The sequence below is a fragment of the Acetomicrobium thermoterrenum DSM 13490 genome (assembly GCF_900107215.1).
Taxonomy (GTDB): Bacteria; Synergistota; Synergistia; order Synergistales; family Acetomicrobiaceae; genus Acetomicrobium; species Acetomicrobium thermoterrenum.
The window spans coordinates 47,184-66,339 of sequence record NZ_FNPD01000004.1; the positions used below are offsets into that span (position 1 = coordinate 47,184).

At 40.8% G+C, this 19,156-nt stretch carries 19 protein-coding genes; 5 read left to right on the top strand and 14 right to left on the bottom strand.

The genetic code is table 11. The features are described 5' to 3' along the window. Window positions 1–258 precede the first annotated feature (258 nt). From cas2 to gltS, 11 genes are all read right to left on the bottom strand, one after another. On the bottom strand, window positions 259–510 hold the full coding sequence (cas2, locus tag BLU12_RS04235; RefSeq protein WP_200778712.1) for a CRISPR-associated endonuclease Cas2: 252 nt from the start codon (window positions 508–510) through the stop codon (window positions 259–261). Window positions 511–524: 14 nt separating this feature from the next. After that, window positions 525–1,553 (bottom strand): type I-B CRISPR-associated endonuclease Cas1b, encoded by a 1,029-nt coding sequence (cas1b, locus tag BLU12_RS04240; RefSeq protein ID WP_327020377.1) that lies wholly within the window; start codon window positions 1,551–1,553, stop codon window positions 525–527. Further along, complete coding sequence (gene cas4 / locus BLU12_RS04245; protein ID WP_091460848.1) at window positions 1,531–2,061, bottom strand: CRISPR-associated protein Cas4; 531 nt, start codon at window positions 2,059–2,061, stop codon at window positions 1,531–1,533. Before cas4 ends, cas1b begins: the two co-directional genes overlap by 23 nt. After that, complete coding sequence (locus BLU12_RS04250; protein WP_091460850.1) at window positions 2,045–4,354, bottom strand: CRISPR-associated helicase/endonuclease Cas3; 2,310 nt, start codon at window positions 4,352–4,354, stop codon at window positions 2,045–2,047. Before BLU12_RS04250 ends, cas4 begins: the two co-directional genes overlap by 17 nt. Continuing rightward, the gene (gene cas5b / locus BLU12_RS04255) at window positions 4,341–5,030 is read right to left on the bottom strand and encodes a type I-B CRISPR-associated protein Cas5b (protein WP_159428502.1); all 690 of its coding nucleotides are present in this window, start codon (window positions 5,028–5,030) and stop codon (window positions 4,341–4,343) included. Before cas5b ends, BLU12_RS04250 begins: the two co-directional genes overlap by 14 nt. A gap of 75 nt (window positions 5,031–5,105) precedes the next feature. Next, window positions 5,106–6,206, bottom strand: a complete 1,101-nt coding sequence (gene cas7i / locus BLU12_RS04260) for a type I-B CRISPR-associated protein Cas7/Cst2/DevR (protein ID WP_091460854.1) — start codon at window positions 6,204–6,206, stop codon at window positions 5,106–5,108. After that, a complete protein-coding gene (gene cas8a1 / locus BLU12_RS04265; RefSeq protein WP_091460856.1) occupies window positions 6,203–7,936 on the bottom strand; it encodes a type I-B CRISPR-associated protein Cas8b1/Cst1 in 1,734 nt (577 codons plus the stop codon). Before cas8a1 ends, cas7i begins: the two co-directional genes overlap by 4 nt. Before the next feature lie 30 nt (window positions 7,937–7,966). Then, window positions 7,967–8,710 carry a CRISPR-associated endoribonuclease Cas6 gene (gene cas6, locus BLU12_RS04270; protein WP_091460858.1) on the bottom strand — a complete coding sequence of 248 codons (744 nt, stop codon included), beginning with the start codon at window positions 8,708–8,710 and terminating at the stop codon, window positions 7,967–7,969. Window positions 8,711–9,250: 540 nt separating this feature from the next. Continuing rightward, a complete protein-coding gene (locus tag BLU12_RS04275; protein WP_057940639.1) occupies window positions 9,251–10,168 on the bottom strand; it encodes an asparagine synthase C-terminal domain-containing protein in 918 nt (305 codons plus the stop codon). Further along, the gene (locus tag BLU12_RS04280; RefSeq protein ID WP_091460859.1) at window positions 10,161–10,853 is read right to left on the bottom strand and encodes a Dph6-related ATP pyrophosphatase; all 693 of its coding nucleotides are present in this window, start codon (window positions 10,851–10,853) and stop codon (window positions 10,161–10,163) included. Before BLU12_RS04280 ends, BLU12_RS04275 begins: the two co-directional genes overlap by 8 nt. A gap of 160 nt (window positions 10,854–11,013) precedes the next feature. Further along, complete coding sequence (gltS, locus tag BLU12_RS04285) at window positions 11,014–12,252, bottom strand: sodium/glutamate symporter (RefSeq protein WP_057940641.1); 1,239 nt, start codon at window positions 12,250–12,252, stop codon at window positions 11,014–11,016. Between the two features lie 340 nt (window positions 12,253–12,592). Between gltS and BLU12_RS04290 the strand changes: the two genes are divergently transcribed. The 4 genes from BLU12_RS04290 (at window position 12,593) to BLU12_RS10170 (ending at window position 14,465) form a co-directional block, all read left to right on the top strand. Continuing rightward, window positions 12,593–13,180 (top strand): ABC transporter ATP-binding protein, encoded by a 588-nt coding sequence (locus tag BLU12_RS04290; RefSeq protein ID WP_234945445.1) that lies wholly within the window; start codon window positions 12,593–12,595, stop codon window positions 13,178–13,180. Continuing rightward, window positions 13,170–13,877, top strand: a complete 708-nt coding sequence (locus tag BLU12_RS04295) for an ABC transporter ATP-binding protein (RefSeq protein ID WP_091460861.1) — start codon at window positions 13,170–13,172, stop codon at window positions 13,875–13,877. The genes BLU12_RS04290 and BLU12_RS04295 overlap by 11 nt, the downstream gene beginning before the upstream one ends. Before the next feature lie 123 nt (window positions 13,878–14,000). Then, entirely contained in the window at window positions 14,001–14,192 is a 192-nt protein-coding gene (locus BLU12_RS04300) for a rhodanese-like domain-containing protein (protein ID WP_091460862.1), read from the top strand. A 150-nt stretch (window positions 14,193–14,342) separates the two neighbouring features. Next, window positions 14,343–14,465: a hypothetical protein gene (locus BLU12_RS10170; RefSeq protein WP_262349428.1), complete on the top strand. Its 123-nt coding sequence runs from the start codon at window positions 14,343–14,345 to the stop codon at window positions 14,463–14,465. Window positions 14,466–14,547: 82 nt separating this feature from the next. On the opposite strand, the gene BLU12_RS04305 is transcribed toward BLU12_RS10170, so the two are convergent. The 3 genes from BLU12_RS04305 to BLU12_RS04315 are packed head-to-tail and all read right to left on the bottom strand — an operon-like array spanning window position 14,548 to window position 17,907. Next, on the bottom strand, window positions 14,548–14,982 hold the full coding sequence (locus BLU12_RS04305; protein WP_091460864.1) for an arsenate reductase ArsC: 435 nt from the start codon (window positions 14,980–14,982) through the stop codon (window positions 14,548–14,550). Window positions 14,983–15,009: 27 nt separating this feature from the next. Further along, entirely contained in the window at window positions 15,010–16,554 is a 1,545-nt protein-coding gene (gene guaA / locus BLU12_RS04310) for a glutamine-hydrolyzing GMP synthase (RefSeq protein ID WP_091460865.1), read from the bottom strand. Between the two features lie 30 nt (window positions 16,555–16,584). Continuing rightward, entirely contained in the window at window positions 16,585–17,907 is a 1,323-nt protein-coding gene (locus BLU12_RS04315; RefSeq protein WP_407638646.1) for a Do family serine endopeptidase, read from the bottom strand. 373 nt (window positions 17,908–18,280) lie between these two features. On the opposite strand from BLU12_RS04315, the gene BLU12_RS04320 reads away from it, so the two are divergent. Next, window positions 18,281–18,769 carry a chemotaxis protein CheX gene (locus BLU12_RS04320; RefSeq protein WP_009200347.1) on the top strand — a complete coding sequence of 163 codons (489 nt, stop codon included), beginning with the start codon at window positions 18,281–18,283 and terminating at the stop codon, window positions 18,767–18,769. Window positions 18,770–19,156: the final 387 nt, after the last annotated feature.

Sequence of the window (19,156 nt, forward strand, 5' to 3'; positions counted from 1 at the left end):
TGTCGTTTCAATCCCTCATAGGTAGACTACAAACGCCCGACTCGGTACGCACTCTGGTATTGGCAGGGATAGTTTCAATCCCTCATAGGTAGACTACAAACCAACTTCATATACCATGGTTGTCATGATTATAGGTAATAAGCAATGAGGAGTCAAATTGCTTTTTCACAATAAAGAAATGCGATCACTGCTAAGTTTACCATCGGTTTTGGGCTGTGTCGATCCCTGGGTGTTTTTGCACTACCGAGGGTCGACGAATCATATCATCATCGTCTGCCCTCCTTTGTCTAAACCCAAAATTTGCCTTTCAAGATATTGTTCTTGCCGTAATACGTAAAAAACGACAGAATCTTGTTCAACGTCAATAATTTTACATAGGTCAGCTTTAAGTCTGGCAAATTGCGCTTTTGTGAGCTCCCCTTCGAGCAAGGAATTTTGGACCCAATTAAGATATCGCCTTCCAATGTGAAGTACCTTCGTTACACGTTCTACATTAATGTCATATGCCATGATCACAAACACTTTTACCACCTTGCTGTATAAGGCTCATAGGGGTTGTCTCCGAGAAGATGTTTTTCAATTTTGTATAAATCGAGCCTAATTAATCTGCGATAGGATACCTTCCGTCTTAACGTTGGATGATCTATGGTCGTCCTTAGCTTCATTTCCCATTCCTCTATAAACTTTTGTCGTCCAGATTCAGATAGATAAACTCCCTCAACGCCGGAGGAAAAGTCCTTTGCCTTCAATTGATTTTTATTTATTAAAGTAAATATTAACCTATCAACAAAAATGGGTTTAAAAATTTCTGCAACATCCAAATTCAAGCTAAAACGCCTAAAGTTGGTAGCATGCAAAAATCCGATCCTTGGATCGAGATGAGTTCTATAAATCTCGCTTAAAACCGTGACGTAAAGCAAGGAGTTTCCAAAGCTAATTAATGCGTTCAGACGATTCTGCGGCGGCCTCCGCGTTCTTTTTGCGAAAGCAAAATCCTCATTATCGACAATGATATCAAAGGCACTGTAATAAATCTCACGGGCATTACCTTCGACTGCCATTAATGCTTCAGGGGAATTTTGCATTTCCACCGCAGGGTTAATTTGATTTAATTCTTCCAACGTATTCGAAAGGTCATCGATTCCTCTTCTTGCATAATATTCTAAAACTTTTTTCATATTGTTAATTGCACCAGAGACGAATCGCCTTGCAAGGTCCATTCTTTTGTGTGAATCCAAATAATGTTCTGATTGTTTTAAAATTAAGTAACCAGAATTATAGTATTCTCGAGGATAAAACGAACCTATATAATAACCATAATGGTTAAAGAAATGCATCGTGATTTCGTTTTGCGTCAAAAACTCAAGAAATCGTTTATTAAAGTCCAGTTCGCCAAATATCTGTATATCAGCTATCGTTTCTACCGGCATGTAGCGTTTTTTGCCGTCGCCGTCCTTGAAAACTATCGTGTTTTGTTGTCTTTCTAGGGTTCCGCTTGAAAGTATATACATCGTCTGTTTCATATTTTTTCTACCCCCAACAGAACTCCACATAAGCGCAAGAGCGACACATACCAGACCATTCAACAACAGGTGGGCTAGGAAGTCCTATTAGTCGCGTTATATCTTCTAAGGCTGCCTCAACTTCCATTTCCTTTTCTTTGGTCAGTATCACGTCTTCTTTTCTTTTCTGCCGTGGAAAACGTAATTCACCGACAAGCCCATCAAACCCCTTATGCTTCAAGTAGTAAAGATAATAAAGCACTTGCAATCTTGAAGCTTCTATCATCTTATTAGAATACTTTACTTCGAGAACTTTGCCGCTTTCTTCCAGAATATCAACTTTGATTAAAGAATCAATCAACACCTCATGTTTCTTTAAACGCGGGTAACTTGTCTCGTGAAGAAGAGCTCCTAAAGCAACCTTCTCACTCGACTTTTCCATTTCTAAGTGGTGTGAATAAAGCCAAAGTTTTCTATGGCACACTCCGTAATAGTAAATTTGTGTACCTGTGTAAATAGGATTTTGAGACTCTTTATTTGCTCTAAATAATATATGCATTATCCTCTGATTTCTCTAACAATAGCCCTAAATTGCAGTCATAAGTAGCATCAATAATGACTACACCATCTTTTGTCATTATAATACGATCTTGTGCTTTAAGCATATGATATGATCCCAGGTTAATGGGTACCAATAATTCATTGGCTAGCAAATATTGTTTCTGAATTAAAGCCTCTTTATACTCATCATAAAGACATCGTGGTAATACCTCTACACTTTGAAATAAGCCATGGAATTCTTCCTTTCCTTCCTGTAATTCTTGAAATGGCCGTAATGCTTGAATTACATGCTGAAAGGCGACGCTTGCCTCTTCATAACGTTTTTGACCTTTGTTAGGCCATCCATTTTCGTAAACTTTGCTGACCCATTCAGTCGTAATTCCTACTGTTAAATGAGTCCCATCATGAGGAGCATTCTTAAGAGTACCAATTAATATTTCTTCATCGTATACATTAGATAGCCGTTTCTGATCAAATTCAGTAGCAATATGCACCTCTGCTCCATCTGGATTATGGCCATAGCGGTTTACCCTACCAAATCGTTGTAACAAATCATCTACTGGTGCTATTTCAGTATATATAACGTCAAAACTTATATCCAAAGAAACTTCAACTACTTGTGTTGCCACAAGAACTTGTACTTCTTCGCTATTTTCGAACTTAAGGGCTTTGATGATATCTTGCTCTTTCTCAACACGATCACGGCGTATAAAACGTGAATGCAAAAGTCTGATATCATAGCCTTTAAGATCTTCTTTTAACTTACAGTAAATATCTTGAGCTTGTGCTACACGGTTAGCTACCACCAGAACTCGTTTGCCATCCTTAACTGACTTTGCTATTTCTCCGAGTAAGTTTTCCAAGGACGTATCATGTAACCGTATTCGATGTCTAGCCAAAGTGAGAAATTTTTTAGTCCAGTCATCTTGGTTGCATGTTTCCAATGAGGTGGAAGAGATCTCATAGCCTACAGCTTCACGTAACAGTTCTTTTAAAAAAGATGGAAATGTTGCACTCATAAATAACAAACGAGCGCCCATTTTCTTCAATATCTTAACCATCTCTACAATCAAGGCTGTAACATGAGTATCATATGCATGAATTTCATCGAAAATAAATATGCCACCTGTCATTTCACTTATGCCAATTTCAAAACGTGTAATACCAAAAAACCATTTAAGCAGTTGAAAGGGTGTCGTAATTTTAATAGGTTTGTGTGCAAGGCGATTTAATGCAGTATCTTTTTTTGCATAAGATTCCGACTCTTGATAACTTTCGCTCTGCTCAAAATGCTCTCTAAAAGCATAATCTAAAGCCCTTGAGTGTAAAACACCTACATTTTCTCGCCCAAATATATTCTCAAGTGTATCTGCCATTGCTTCAATGCTAGCCTGATACGGCAAGATATAAAATATTCTCTCGCCTTTGATACGGTTATTAAGGGCCCACAGCAAAGCTGCATTGGTTTTACCTGAACCTGTAGGAGCCTCTAAAAACATATCTCCTTTATACGTTCCCAAGTATCGTTGAAAAGGACGTAATGGGGATAAAGAAATGGTTGGTAAAAAAACTTTAAAATCCTTCACACCAGCACTTACAGCATGATCTGCAGCCATAAGCCACCCTCGCATCAAAATCAGGACAAGAACCCTGCTATCGTAAAAAGGATGCAGGTCTTGTATTTGTTCCTGTATTTGTTTTAGGAAGTCCTTAGGTGGAGTTAAAAAGTCATGGTTGTCGGGAAATTTTAAAAAGTTAAATTCTGAATGGCTTTTCCAAAATTGATCAAGACAATCCCACGCATCCTCAAGTTCATGGGCTTTTTCTTTAAATTTCTTATCGATCTCACACATTACCTTCGGCGTTGGCAAGGAAGCTAATCCTGCATCACTATTGAGCTGTTGGTCTTGTATTTCGCGATGATGTGTGAGCACTGCACTGGCTGCTAAGCAAATCACTTCTTTGGACGGATTTCCCAAATGACTTCTTGCCTGGTCAAAGGAAGCGAGCAATAGTGCGGTCGACAAAACCTCATGTCGAAATTCCCAACGGTATTTGCGATCACTTAAGGCTCTCTGAAAACCTTTAGCTGCTTTTCCCAGGTCATGGGAAAGCGCCGCTATCTTAAGTGCATTAGCAAGCTGATCCACGCAATCTCGATCAAGCACCGTGTGCCAAACTGATGTATATGCTTCGATAACAGTATTAACATAATGGTATACTTCTTTTAAATGCTGTTTTAATGTAATTTCACTAACTTCCGATTTTGCCAAAGGTTCACTGGACGGCATTGAGCATCCACTCCTGGGTATAAATAGGAACTTCCATATCGATATCGGCATCCCTAACTAACCAGTGAGTAACATTTGTCAAAGTTGCCGGTCTATAAGCATCTACGACTCCAAAAATTTGCACTCCCAACGGAGTTCGCTTTGGTTCGTCTGTAAATATAATGGGTAAATTTTGAAGCCAGGCAGGTGCGTGATTTTGTGTCACTATGTGATAGGGAAGCAATACTCCCTTTACTTTGCCTACGTCAACATGCTGTAAAGTAATATGCTCAATGCTTTCGACACATGCAACATCTTGTGTTCGTCCTAAAAGTAGCGTGTAACGTGGACATCGAAAATGCTCTTCCCACATGGGCGGTAAATAAAGCGTAAGACTAGGCATTGTTAGGAACTCTCGTTGTATTACATTTCTAGAACCAAAGGATATACTACCCTCATTTTCTTTACGTTGAACATTGATTATTGCCTCTAAATCTGTAGTTTTAGTTTCATATACAAAGCTATACGCAATCCAATCGACTTCTTTTGGATATACCCAACGACCAACAGACGCAGAAAGCAGTCCAAAAATTGTCGATAAGGGAGGAACAGTTAAAGTAAGCTGATGGCTTACAAAAGCAGGCACTCTAAATGAAGCAGTTAAAGCTGAAATCCTTATACGGATTGAGCTATACATCTGAATATACCTCCATAAATACAAAACAATCATACAGAATTTTTTATATTGAATGATTTTGTGCAAGAGAGAACTTTATTCTTCAAGTAAAGAGAAAATTGCCTCAACCCGATCTGCTGCCTTTTCTAGCGCCTTTTGTGGAGTCCCAACGATTTCTATAGATTTACTGTCACCAAATTTATTCAAGACCTCGACTTCATTAGCCAAGACTGTAGGTCTATATCCCAGCAACAACGGTTGGGTATTGTTGGTTGATAAAAAACGGGTTTCGTAATCCTTAATTACCGATTCCAATCTTTCAATGTTAAGAATAACAGACTCGTTATTGTCGTCTGCTGAAAATATTCTTTGAAATGGAGCATTCGCCCCATCTAAAGAACCAACTAATACAACCACTGGAGATACATCCGATAAGTTACGAGCAAGACGGGCGCCTCCGCGTAAATAAGCCATTGCCTTAAGAACTTCTTGAACGCGTTTGATTCTATCCTCTTTCGGCAACCAAAAAACTTTTTGATTATTGGGATCATCTATAAGTTTTTCTTTATGTTTTTCCTTTATATCTTCTGAGATATCACACATTTCACCAACCATGAAACGTCCAACATCGTTAAGCGAGATAGTGAAAACCCCTTGTAGATAAGTGGAATAATGTTCTGCCTCAAATGGTATCATGTCAGTATCCTGCGGAAGATTTCGCGAAAAATGTCCAAAGTCATTGGCTATAACATTAGGCAAACAGGAAATCAATAAGCTATTTTTCAGTGGGGATATACGGCGGTATGTACCAACACCTTCCTCAGCGTTATCCGCAGAATTTGCATCTTCATCGCTCTGTTTTTTCTTTTTTTTACCAGTTTTTTCTCCCCTTTTACGTGCAACCATATAGCCAAATAGGTCATCTTCTTCATAAGTAATTGGATCACCCTTTGTGTAAGCACTTTTTGCTTCCCGTGTAACCTCACTGGGTGTCCAATTAAAATCCGTATAAAGAACCTCGCGCAACCAGCGTCGCCACGCTTGTCCAGATACATAAGGATAGGAAAGTCTACCAACGCGTATTTGCTTTACTGCAATTGCATTATCTACTCTAAGCCCCTCAGCTTGGCCAGCATTATTCAAAGCTGCCCCATTGGCTTCGATCAATATCGATCCTGTTATTACTGGATACGTCATACTTCTTCATCTCCTATATTTTGAAATATAATTCCATTTTCATTATATTCACTATATTCTTCCTCTTCTTCCGTTAGTTCCCTAACTTTTTCAAATAAAAATGCAAGCAAATAATCTCTTAACAACCAAAGTTGCCGTCTGTCACCCAATGGAGCGAGAAAAACAAAATCATCAAAGGTCATTGCCCCTGATCGAACACAATTTAAGTATATACCTCGTATGGCACTGCCAGTTTTAGCTATCTGCAGTTTCCCGGTCCATCTTTTAAGATTATTCAAATTCACTATGAGTTTTTTGCCTATTTTCTGAAGATGGTACAGGGTTTCGTCAGGTGTTATATTGATAGTAGTGATTGATAAGGCAAATTCCCTCCCTTCTTCTTTGCAGTTATGATAATCATATATTATTGCTAATAAAAGATCTCTTATTTCCTTAATTATGCTGTAATCATTGGGGGCAAGCAAAGTATAAAATTCATCGTGTTTGAGCCAGCCATTTTTCACATAACGCAATAAGATTCCGTAAAGTTCATTATCTCTTGCAGTGCGTAACTCCATTACATATTTTTTAAATTCATCACTTTTTGCTATAGAAATTCCCAAACATTCTAGAACATTTAATTTTGATTCCGGCAATTCTCTCACCTCCTTAAGATAAAGCCGATGACCTACCCAGCCCCCTCTCAATTTAGGTTTTTCGTGATCCAAGCAGGCTTTAATAATTGATTCACCATTCAGTAACAATTTGGAAATCGACTCTACGTAACGAATCCGGGCTTTAACGTCATTTCCTTGAATCCCCGATACTTCTAATAAATCTTTCCAAAAACGATTAAATTCTTTGTGCGATTTCACCTGAAGTAGAGCCAGGAATTCCATTAATGCGTGCGGAATAGGTAATGCCGATATGTAACCACCGCGGTTATCATTGGAAAATAAGTAGGCTGTTGTTGGAAGAGAGTTCTCATAAATGTGACGTAGTTGATCAGGCATTTCTTTTAATAAACTATATAAAACGTAAAGCACAGTTCCTTCGTTTCCTGCAGTATTCCAGTTACTAAAAAAATCTAAAGTTTTATTTGCTGCAATAGCACTGTTAAAATGCTCCCAACCGTATTTCTCGGAAATCCTTTTTGAGATGGCGAGATCTTGAGCATGGAGAAACCACAAGCGATTTCGCACTCCTGTTCGCATTACCGATAACGGGAAAAAGCGCGTAGCTAATGCACACAATCCACAGATGCGAACACCAGGTGAAAAAGCAGGATAATAGTTAACAATGCCTTCTAGTAATGGCATCTTATCTTTGCGCCTGATAAAGAACGACGACTTGGGTCGCTTTTCGCCACATATATTACAAATATCATAACCATTACTATTATTATGATTTTTTAAGCACTGCTGAGCACGATCCAGTTCTTTTTTTAATTCATCAGAGAATTTTTCACGAACTGCTTTTGCCTTTTCCTCATATGTATTCCCTTTTTTCCAATTAGCTGGGTTAACGAGTTCACTATTTGGGAAAATTTGAGATAATGCTTTCCTTACGAACGCTCCTTCGACGCCTATGCCCAAAGCTTGATCACTGAGCAAAATTTGCTTAAGCTTCTTTACGGCCGTTTCCAAAGAATCGGCTGTTATATCATCCAGACTATTTACCTGTACGGCAGCAGCCAAGGCTGCTAATCCTGCATCCACAAAAGGATGTCCTGTCCAATGAAGATTAACCATTCGAGGCATCACCCCACTATTCTTCTGATATCAAACTGTCTTAATCATCCCAAACCCCTGGCTGTTCTTTGCCCCTAAACCGGCATCATAGGCGAGATAGAAAAATTCTTCCGGCAGGTCCAATTCGTAAATACCTGTCCAACCCTTGATTACGGTGTCGCGATATTTCATTATCCTAAGGTCCTGTTTGCCAACCTTAACTGGTTTTATCCTTGATCCTGCTAAATACGCTGGATCACTGGATCCCATGCCTAACGCCTGACTTTTCCTCCATAAGTTTGTGAAAATTTGAATTTCCCAATCTCGTTCTGTAGGACTGTAGTAATAGGTCTTCTTTCGTCCATCTCCTGCGGTCAATGTACTGTAAACGGTAATTGGAGAAAGGGTTTTGACATGTAATGGTCGGGCAAATTTTGGTTTTTCTTCGACATCTATTCGAAGTAACTCGCACTGTTGTGACCCTAATTGTATTTTGCCTTTTATTAAGAGGTGTTTTACGAAGGATTCGAGCACATCTTCGTGAATGGAACTTATATGTAATTTTAGTGGGCCGGTGAATTCGATAGTTTCGCTATTAATAAAGTATCTTCCATATATACGACTATAGGTAAAGAAACGAAACTGTCTTTTTCCGAAAGCAACTCCTTTATTATGCAAACTATCTGAGATTAGATTGTCCAAGTTGGCATATATAAATCCCTGAATCAAACTGTTATAGTGAATAGGAAGAATCAACCTATCCACAAGCGGCGAAAATTCGATCGTTATCCTCATGAATTATTTGATTCACCCCCCGCTACTGAAAAGTCATCATATATATTGATCATAAACTCATAGGTTTACCTTTGCCGTGCTTGCCCATAAAGTTTATGTTATTTGCAAATATCCTTTGTTTCGATCGAACATAAATTACTCTATTATCAAGTAAACAGTAATTTTAAAGTCAAAAGAATTAAATGTAGACTAATGATATTTGAGGTATTATAGGGCAGTAAATATTAATTTTTCCTTCCCAAAACCAACTTATCGCCGGATTTTACCTTAAACAAAAACCTTAATCTCATATAAAAATCACTTCCTGTACACTTACTTTAAAACATTAATCGACACATCGACCTCCATATTTTGTAATATCATTAATTATTGGTTCGAACCAGCCGCAGACATCAACAATTTACTATAGTATACTAAATTGTTATCTCACGGTCAAGCAAAAAGTAAACATTTAGCTGTAAAAATATTTTTGAGGTTGTATTGCTTCCATCTGGTGACATGTAATTTAGCAATTCAAATAATCCGCCTACTTTGGCGCTGTTATTGACGCCACTGAGATTGAATTCCGCCACAAACTCGGCAATGATCTCTTCCTCGGCTAATACCGGCACCGCAATAGAGACATCTTTGCTCTTCTCCGGAAGGTTGAGGAATTTCACCTACTACCCGTCTATATATCTCATAGTAATACAGATGCTCTTTGCTCCTGAATTTAATCTTGTAATCTTTTTCTTTTGTCCCGAATTCTACGTCAGTTATCTTAGATTCTAATATGTCGCGAAGCAAAGTCATTCCGGAACCTTGTTCAAGAGGTGATTTTTGTCTCCAAACGATATCGTGGGGCAGAAAATCCTCGAAGCTTTTTCGAAGTATCCATTTGTTATATATTTTACCGTCAATTTTCTTTATTTTATCATCGCAATCGATCTTAAGAGCATAGCCGATAAACTCTTTATCAAGGAATGGTTGCTTAATTTCTAAATCCATGACTTCGCCCAATTTATTAGATGAAAAGGAGAGGTTATGCGCTATTTTCGGTATATATTCGTTTAAATTGAGATCTGCCATATATGAATATCCTCCAAACAGCTCATCGCCTCCATCCCCTGTCATAACACTTACGCACCCCTTTTCTTTTGCCAGTTTCAAGCCGAAATAGACGACGATATCGTTAGGTATGGCAGGGTCAAAGGTTTTAAGGATTTTTATGACGATAGGTATTGCTTCTATGGCTTCTTCAGTAGACACCCTCAGGCAAAAATGTTTCATACCTAAAATTTCAGTTACCCTTTTAGCATATTCAATATCTTTACCCTTGGACTCAAAATCTATCGTAAAGGCAATCGCTGAAGGTACAAGGCATGCTAATGCCGTAGAATCTATGCCGCCCGAAAGCAGCAAACCGTCGCCTAAATTGGTTTCGACGACCTTTTTAAGAGTCCTTACAAATTCATTCATTTGCCGCTATCTCTTTCTTTTTTGTAATTAATTCCACCATATCGTAAAATATATAGCCACCTTTATGTATAATTTGACCTTTAGTAATTTCTATTTTCTTTTTGAACAAAGGCCCATCGATGACGAAGGTATGGTATTCTCCGTTTTCGCCATTAATGTCTATGGCTATTTCCTTGACATATTCCACGAACGAAGGGTCAACAGGACACCCCAGATATTTCTCGTTAATCAATTCTGCCTTTGCAGCCACCACAATGGCCTTAAATCCGGAAGATATCAGTTCCTCCAACAGGCTCGATCTATCTTTTTGCCATAGAGGAAACATGGGTTCGATGCCAATATCGGCACATACTCTCTCTATCCATGCTCGGTGCTCCTCGAGATCTATGTCGCCAAAAATGCCGGCTTCAATTCCTTCTTTCTTCAACCTCCCTGCCACATCTTTAAAGTTTCTCTCATAGGTATTCCAGGTTGTGGTTTGTTGAATCAACGGCAATCCTATACAGTCGGACTGCAGTCGCAGGGCTTTACCGGAAAGTCCGTGTGTCATAGATCTTCCTGCATCTTCCGTAGCCATGTTTAAAAGAACGATGGGTTCTGTATCCCTCGCCATATGCATGGCCAGACAACAATCCTTTCCTCCGCTCCAGGACACAAAGGCTTTGGCTTTTTTGGATAACTTCACTCTTTCACCTCCGTTTATTTAACGTAAAAATGATACTACAAAAACGCATATGAGCTTGAATTTATTTATCCCCTGAGAATATCGAAAAAGTCTCAGGGGATAAATAGTAATTATATGGTTTAGTATAGCCTTATACGTTTATATTACATTCGTATATGTGTTAATTTGCAAAATAATTTATAAACCATACTATAGAAGGAATACCAACAAGATCTATGAGCACAGCCCCACATAAAGGTATGATTAAAAAAGCCTTGTAAGACATGACATTGTAATGTTCGCAAACAGCGCTCATGTTCGCCACCGCATTAGGAGTAGCTCCCATTCCGTGCCCCACAAATCCGGCACACATTACAGCAGCATCATAATCCTTGCCCAATATCCTGAAAAGCAAAAAGGCAGCTATCAACAAAATTGCTACCGTCTGCATTACAAGAATTACAATCAAGGGAACAGCCAGATCGTATAATTCCCATATTCGCAGACTCATCATCGCCATAGTTAAAAATATACCCAAAGATACATCTGAGATTAACTCTATGGCTTTGTCGTGCAATTTTACGAACCCCACATGATCATTTATGTTGCGAAACACCACCGCCACAAACATGGCAGCCACGTACCCGGGAAGACTGAAATTGTACAACTCCTTAACTTTACCCGTTACAAAACTACCGAGAGCCATTATCACTAATACGAGCGCCAGCATCTTTATAAAATCGAAACTGGCAAACCCCTCGCGCTTTTCCTCCTTACCCTCTTGTAGATGTTGCATATAAACTACATCGTCATTCGGACTAATCGTTACTTTATAGCGATCTATCAACCACCTGGCTACAGGGCCTCCCAAAAGACCTCCTGCAATCAGCCCGTATGTAGCTGAAGCGATTGCAACTACTTGTGCTCCAGAAACGCCTAAACTTTCTGCAACAGGGCCGAAGGCTGCTGCTCCTCCATGCCCTCCTTCCAATGATACAGCACCGGCCATGACACCCAAAACAGGATGTATGCCCAACAGCTTCGCCAAGCCGACCCCGAAGCCATTTTGAAAAAGCGCCATTCCCCAACAAAACACCAGGTAGATGATTAGGGCTTTCCCGCCTCGCTTGAGCAGTCCAAAGCTGCCTCCGATGCCAACGGTCGTGAAAAAGGCTATCATCAGGGGAGACTGAAGAGCAGTGTTGAATTTAATTGAACTGCCACCCCGGTGGTGCAAGAACAAGACTAATAGCGACATTAAAACACCACCTATAACAGGTGCAGGGATGCAAAAATGCTCTAAAATGCCTATTCGTCGCCTCAAGCCATAACCAACCAAAAGCAGTACAGCAGCTAAAGCTGTAGTCCACATGCCATCCAGATTGATTGTAAATATGCCGTTAATCAGACCCCAAGACATTCGATGAACCTCCTTTTAAATTGATATTAAAAACCTTGACAATTAACAGGCCGTTTTACATAAACGATCCCTCCAAACACCTTTTCTGGGGTAAAATTTAACCAACGAAAGCACATAACCTCGCCGATATATATTACATAGCGACATCAAGATGTGCAATAAAGAACAACATTTTTGCTCCTATAATTCATATTTTTTCGTTGCTATGATAAAATATGAATACGACATATTAATAGTTTTTTATATAAATTTTAGTCATCTAGTTATCCTAAACTAATTAGAAAAACTATAATTTAAATTATTAATATAATATTGACAAGTCATAATGATGTATTTCGTGGTGCTGGGAGAGTTATCTAAAATTATTCTCGTCAATCAATACCTCTATAGGGCGAAGCTCGGGATAGCGCGTACATTCCAAATAGCTAAACCCTTTGGCCTATTGACAGCAGAAGAAAACGTACTTGTCGGTATGGGTTGCAAATTACATGGCAACATCTCTTCGTTGTTTAAAAACTGTCGAAAAAAGGAAATCCTGCAAAAGGCAGATGAGATTATAAATCTGATCGGCCTTTCCGATTCTAAAAATCAGTTAGCCTCCTCTTTGCCTATAGGTTTATTAAGAAAACTTGAAATCGGAAGGGCCCTGGCAACTGCCCCTTCGTTGTTATTATTGGATGAACCTGCATCGGGGCTGAACAACCAAGAGAGAAACGAACTTGCCGAGCTGGTAGAAAAAATCAGAAAACTGGGGATTTCAATCATCCTAATAGAACATACAATGAGTTTTGTGATGAATTTGAGCGACAGAATTGTCGTGCTCCATAGGGGAAATAAAATTGCAGAAGGAACTCCGCGAGAAGTTGCCAACGATCCTTTGGTGATTGAGGTGTATCTTGGAACAAAGGGGGTTAAATATGCTTCTTAACGTTCAAGATATTGAGATTGCTTATGATCGAATTAAAGTCCTATGGGGCGTAACTTTATGTGTAGGCGAAGGTGAAATTGTCTCCTTACTTGGCGCCAATGGAGCAGGAAAAAGCACTTTGCTAAAAGGCATCATGGGTATAGTTCCTCTACAGAGGGGATCTATATCTTTCCTAGAAAAGGATGTTTCGAAAAAACATCCCTGGAAAAAAGCTAAAATGGGGATTGCCTATATACCTGAAGGGGGCAGAGTTTTTCCAGATCTGACAGTGGAGGAAAACTTGATGTTAATAGCCAGCCTTCATAAAGAAGCCTTCGACGTAAAGGAAAATCTGGACCTGGTTTATTCTTTATTTCCCGTCTTAAAGGAAAGGTTGCAGCAAAAGGCCGGAACTTTGAGCGGCGGGGAGAGACAAATGCTTGCGATCGGGAGAGCATTGATGTCGAAACCAAAGCTACTTTTGATTGACGAAGTATCGATGGGTTTAATGCCAAAGCTTGTATCCGAGGTGTTCAATACGCTAAGTTTATTAAAAGAATATGGAATAAGCATTTTGCTAACCGAACAAAATGTCCCAGAAGCATTGGCGATATCCGATAGGGGATATGTGTTAGAAAACGGGCGCATCACAATATCCGGCAATTCCGAAGAACTGCTCGGAAACGAGATGGTGAAGATGTCATTCCTTGGATTGTAAAATTTAGTAATGAAGACAGAAGCCGTTAATTTTATTCCCTGGATGATACATAGCTAAAACCATTTAAATTTGATATAATTTAGATGTACCTAACATATATTTACCATGAGGAGGGGATGAAATATGCCGGAGAGAATTGAAATAGAAGAAGCGAGAAAGAAGGTAAAGGCAGGGGAAGCACTTTTGGTTTGCGCCTATGCTGATGAAAATAAGTTTAAAAAGGTGCATCTCGAAGGAGCCATATCCCTTCAGGAACTACAAAGCAAGGAGGATGACTTGCCAAAGGATAAGGAGCTAATCTTCTACTGCGCCTGACCTGATGACGGCACAGCTGTCCGTGTGGCAGCTCAGTATGAAAGCAAAGGTTTTTCAAATGCAAAAGCATTGCGCGGCGGAGTGAAAGCTTGGAAAGAGGCAGGTTTTCCGATCCTTTAAGCGTTAATGCAAAGATGGGAGGGAAATGAATTGGCGATCGAAGAAAGAAAACAAAATAAAGAGGTTTCCAACGAGGAAAAGGAAAAACTCATGAAGGAACTTTTTGAGCAGCTCGACGGATGTGCCGGATGCCCCGGCTGCTGTAACGAATAGTTCTTAACGAGAAAAACAAAGAGGGGAAACTCCCCTCTTTGTTTTTATTTACTGCACCAATTTACATCCTGGCAATGGCGTCTTACGTAATTTCTCTTATCCATTCTTCGATCTTGGCCTTCATCTCTTCTCTTATTTCTCTGGTTCTTTGAAGCTTTTCTTTCCTTGTTCCTTCAAAGGAAGCCGGATCGGGAAAGGGCCAGTGAAGTTGTTTTTTTACTCCCGGAAAAACAGGACAAAGCTCAGCCTGAGCCGCATCGCAGACGGCAATAACATAATCGTAAGTTTTTCCCGATTCGTATAGATCCACGATTTTCTTCGTCTTCTTAGCTGAAATATCGATCCCAATCTCTTGCAGCACCTCGACGACAAAGGGGTTTAAACTATCCCCTGCCTCCAATCCTGCACTTTCCGCTTCAAAACGGTCGCCTGCAATGGCGTTAAGCAAAGCTTCGCCCATTTGGCTTCGGGCTGTATTTTTGCTACAGACGAAAAGCACTCTAATCCTATTTCGCACCCTGCCACACTCCTCTCTACAAATTCATCACTCCCACTCTATAGTTGCCGGCGGCTTGCTTGTAACATCTAACACCACTCTATTAATTCCAGGGATTTCGTTACATATACGGCGGGCAACTTTATCGAGCAACTCCCGATCTAAATAAGCCCAATCGGCCGTCATGCCGTCCAACGACTCAACCGCCCTGAGCGCAACGGTATAACCATAAGTACGTTCATCCCCAGTGACGCCCACGCTCCTAACGGGTAACAAAACACAAAAGGCTTGCCAAACCTTTTCGTAATAGCCTGCGACGTCAAGCTCCTCAATGAACACGGCATCGGCTCGTCTCAACAGCTCAAGTTTTTCAGGTGTCACCTCCCCAAGACATCTAACGGACAATCCCGGCCCAGGAAAGGGATGTCTTCTTAGTATAGAGCGAGGAATGCCAAGAATGGATCCTATAGCCCTAACTTCATCTTTGAAAAGGTCTTTTAACGGCTCAATTAGCTTTAATTTCATTTCCTCGGGCAATCCGCCTACGTTATGATGAGTCTTGATCACCGATGCTCCCTTACCCTGTCTTCCGCTTTCAATCACATCGGGATAAAGGGTCCCCTGAAGGAGCCATTTGGCATCTCCAACCTTTTCTGCTTCTCGCTCGAAAACCTCGATAAAGGTTCTGCCTACAGCTTTGCGCTTTTCTTCCGGATCGGTAACCCCTTTTAAGGCTTTAAGAAATTCTTCCGAAGCATCTACGTAACGAACGTTCAGTTTTAATTCATTGCGATAGACAGAAAGAACGTTTTCAGCTTCATTGAGCCTCAGTAAACCGGTATTTACAAAAACACAATAGAGCCTGTTTCCCACTGCCCTTTGAGTAAGAACAGCAGCTACTGTGGAATCCACACCCCCAGATAAAGCAGATATGACTTTACCGTCGCCTACTGTTTGCGATATCTGCTTGACTTGTTCTTCCACCCAATCACCTAAATTCCACGTCTGGTCACAATGACATACTTCGAAAAGAAAGTTGCGTAAAATTTCAATTCCATGTTCAGTATGAGCTACTTCCGGATGAAACTGCAATCCAAAGATGGGTTTCTCCGTAAACGCCATAGCGGCTATGAGACCGCTTTCGCTTTTTGCCAAAACGCGGGCGCCAGGCGGTAGTTCTACTACCGTATCTCCATGGCTCATCCACACGTAAAACTCCTTCGGAAGACCTCTAAAAATAGCAGCATTGAGGTCCAGCACCTCTATTTTTGCGCGACCATATTCGGCCAATTCGACCTTTGCCACCCTGCCCCCCAAAAGATGAGATAAAAGTTGCATCCCATAACAAATGCCCAGAATGGGAACCCCTAAATCAAAAAGCTCATCAGATATTGTGGGTGCCCCCTGCGACAAAACGCTTTTAGGACTTCCGGAGATGACTATCCCCTTAGGGTTTCTTGATCGTATTTCCTCCATAGGAGCATCCCAGGGCAGAATCTCGCTAAATACATGTTGCTCTCTGATGCGTCTTGCAATAAGTTGAGTATATTGAGAACCGCAGTCTAAGATAACAATGACGTCTTCCGCCTTCAATGAAATACACCTCCGACTGATATGAAAAATTTACTTCCGCAAGGAGATAAAGAACGTACGTCCTTCACGCATTACCAGAAGAACAACAGAATCAGGGTTTCTTTGTAATGCCTTCTTAAGGTCATCCACAGTTTTTAGAGTTACCCCGTTTGCCTCCAAGATTAAATCTCCCTCTCTAATGCCCACTCTGTCGCTTATCGATCCAGGCTTTACCCCGACAACAACGACACCCTTTTCGCTATCTATGTTGTATTTCTGCTTCAAAGCCGGAGTTACTGGAGAGACTTCGATACCTAAGCTTTCCTCCAAATCAGAAACTTCAAGACGAGGCGCCTCAGTCTGACCGGGTATTTCCTCGAGAGTCACCGTGACGCTTCTTTTTCCGCTTGAAGTTGCTATCTCGATCTTAATCTTGTCTCCAGCCATACGCTTGCGTATCTGAAATACCAGATCTTGAGCGTCATTAATTTCAACTCCATCTACTTTAGTAATCACAAAACCCCTCTTAATACCGGCCTTGTCGGCAGGAGAATCAGGAACGACATCTGCAACTACAGCTCCCTTTTCGACCTTCAGCCCGTATGCCTGAGCTATATCGCTCGTAAGCGGCTGAACGTAAACGCCAAGCCATCCTCTGCGAACTCTGCCATAGCTTACAAGATCGTCAATTACGCTTTTCGCCATGTTTACCGGTATAGCAAATCCTATACCTTGAGCATAGGGTATGATAGCTGTGTTTATACCAACGACCTTGCCGTCCAAATCCAAAAGAGGACCGCCGCTGTTTCCCGGGTTGATCGCCGCATCGGTTTGCAAGAACCCGTCAAAACTCACATTACCTGCTCTTATGGAGCGGTTTTTAGCGGATATGACTCCAACAGTGACGGTATGATCCAAACCAAAGGGATTTCCTATGGCTACTACCCATTCACCTACTTGAACGGCATCTGAATCGCCCAATGGAAGGACAGGTAAATTGCCTGCCGTCACTTTTATAACGGCCAAATCGAAGGTCGGGTCTTTTCCCACGATCTTGGCATCCAGCTGTCTGCCGTCGGCCAAGGATACCGTTATTTTGTCAGCACCTTCGATCACATGGTTATTGGTCAATATATATCCGTCCTTGGAAACTATGAAACCCGAGCCCTTCCCCTTCATGGGAATAATCTGAGTGAATTTATCCCATTGGTCGCCAAAAAACTGCCTAAAGAAGGGGTCATCGGCAAAGGGGAAAAGAGGCCTTTTTACCATGGTCTCCGTATCTATATTGACCACAGCCGGAGATGCCTCCTCTGCTATCTTTGCTATGGGGTTTCCCGCAACGGGATCTACAGGCTTCGCGATCGCCTCCATGGATATGCCCGTGACAATTGCCCCCATCATCACAACTACCAACAATCTAGAAATTTTCTTTAACAAAACATTCACCCCCAAATCTGCTTATATAGGCAAAAGATATATATACCTCGTAGCCTAACCTGGCATCGTAAATATTGCCGAAGGCACCCCTCGAAATAACCATCTAGTCTCGAACAAAATTCTATCATGACGAGCGCATAAAGACACCTCAAGTGAAGATAATAATTGCGCAACATTTTTCCAATTATTGCTTTAAATTAAGAAACATTTTGTTTTGAAGCTTAACACGGGGCTTAAAAATAGTGGTATTATTTAGTGGGTTTAACGCTTACATTTTTCTATTTAAATCTATTTCGGAGGTAAAGTCATGGCAGATACAGCTACAATAACGAAGATAGTTAACAGTTTTGCAGGCGCATTGATAGGCGTATGCAAAAACCTCGGTATAAGTGCCGTCCTAGACAAGTCTGAGATTTCTCCTGAGACTAAGGCTCCTAACAATCGAGCAGCGGCTTTGATAGGTTTCGTAACATCAACCGTCAATGGCACTATCGGGCTTTTAGCCGACGAGCAGGCATTTAGTGAAATCGTTACCACCATGTCGGGAGGAGCTGTCAACCCGGATTTTAATGACCCCCTTGCCATGAGCGCCTTTGGAGAGTTGACAAATATGATCAGCGGTCAGGCCTTTATTAAATTCAACGAAAAGGAAATATCTATCACTCCACCCCAACTTTTGACGGGTGAATTTATCGTCGCCGTTCCCTCTGCAGAAGATGCCGTTCGAAGTTTTACAATCCCATTTAAATTGGATACGGGCAGCAAATTATATCTGGTGCTTGCACTGAACGCTTAAAATGACCGAGGGAAATTCAAAGATAAAATTATGGCGTTAGATCAATGGACCCAAAAGAAGCAAAGGTATTAGAAATGGGATTATCGCGGAAGCCAATTCACTCAGCTGCCGCTTCACCTATAGCACGTCAACTGGATCGATATGCAAATCCCTTCCCCCTGCTCTGTATGTTACAGTAGTTTAATTTACGCCCTTGTGAGGTTGAAAGATGAGGGATTGTTAGGTCGGCTTTCCAAAAAACGTGGAAATCAAAGTGGGACAGGGATATAAAAATAAAACGAAAGTCGGGATAGATATTGGAAATTGCTCTGCCAGAGCGGGCAAGAACTTATCGAGTTTTCCTACGAAAGCACTGGTACCTTAAAGTAACCCTTCGAAGGATTGACA

Coding starts and splice junctions, on each gene's coding strand:
- cas2 (WP_200778712.1), bottom strand. CDS start 510: ATGGCATATGACATTAATGTAGAACGTGTAACGAAGGTACTTCACATT.
- cas1b (WP_327020377.1), bottom strand. CDS start 1,553: ATGTGGAGTTCTGTTGGGGGTAGAAAAAATATGAAACAGACGATGTAT.
- cas4 (WP_091460848.1), bottom strand. CDS start 2,061: ATGCATATATTATTTAGAGCAAATAAAGAGTCTCAAAATCCTATTTAC.
- BLU12_RS04250 (WP_091460850.1), bottom strand. CDS start 4,354: ATGCCGTCCAGTGAACCTTTGGCAAAATCGGAAGTTAGTGAAATTACA.
- cas5b (WP_159428502.1), bottom strand. CDS start 5,030: ATGTATAGCTCAATCCGTATAAGGATTTCAGCTTTAACTGCTTCATTT.
- cas7i (WP_091460854.1), bottom strand. CDS start 6,206: ATGACGTATCCAGTAATAACAGGATCGATATTGATCGAAGCCAATGGG.
- cas8a1 (WP_091460856.1), bottom strand. CDS start 7,936: ATGGTTAATCTTCATTGGACAGGACATCCTTTTGTGGATGCAGGATTA.
- cas6 (WP_091460858.1), bottom strand. CDS start 8,710: ATGAGGATAACGATCGAATTTTCGCCGCTTGTGGATAGGTTGATTCTT.
- BLU12_RS04275 (WP_057940639.1), bottom strand. CDS start 10,168: ATGAATGAATTTGTAAGGACTCTTAAAAAGGTCGTCGAAACCAATTTA.
- gltS (WP_057940641.1), bottom strand. CDS start 12,252: ATGTCTTGGGGTCTGATTAACGGCATATTTACAATCAATCTGGATGGC.
- BLU12_RS04295 (WP_091460861.1), top strand. CDS start 13,170: ATGCTTCTTAACGTTCAAGATATTGAGATTGCTTATGATCGAATTAAA.
- BLU12_RS04300 (WP_091460862.1), top strand. CDS start 14,001: ATGCCGGAGAGAATTGAAATAGAAGAAGCGAGAAAGAAGGTAAAGGCA.
- BLU12_RS04315 (WP_407638646.1), bottom strand. CDS start 17,907: ATGGAGGCGATCGCGAAGCCTGTAGATCCCGTTGCGGGAAACCCCATA.
- BLU12_RS04320 (WP_009200347.1), top strand. CDS start 18,281: ATGGCAGATACAGCTACAATAACGAAGATAGTTAACAGTTTTGCAGGC.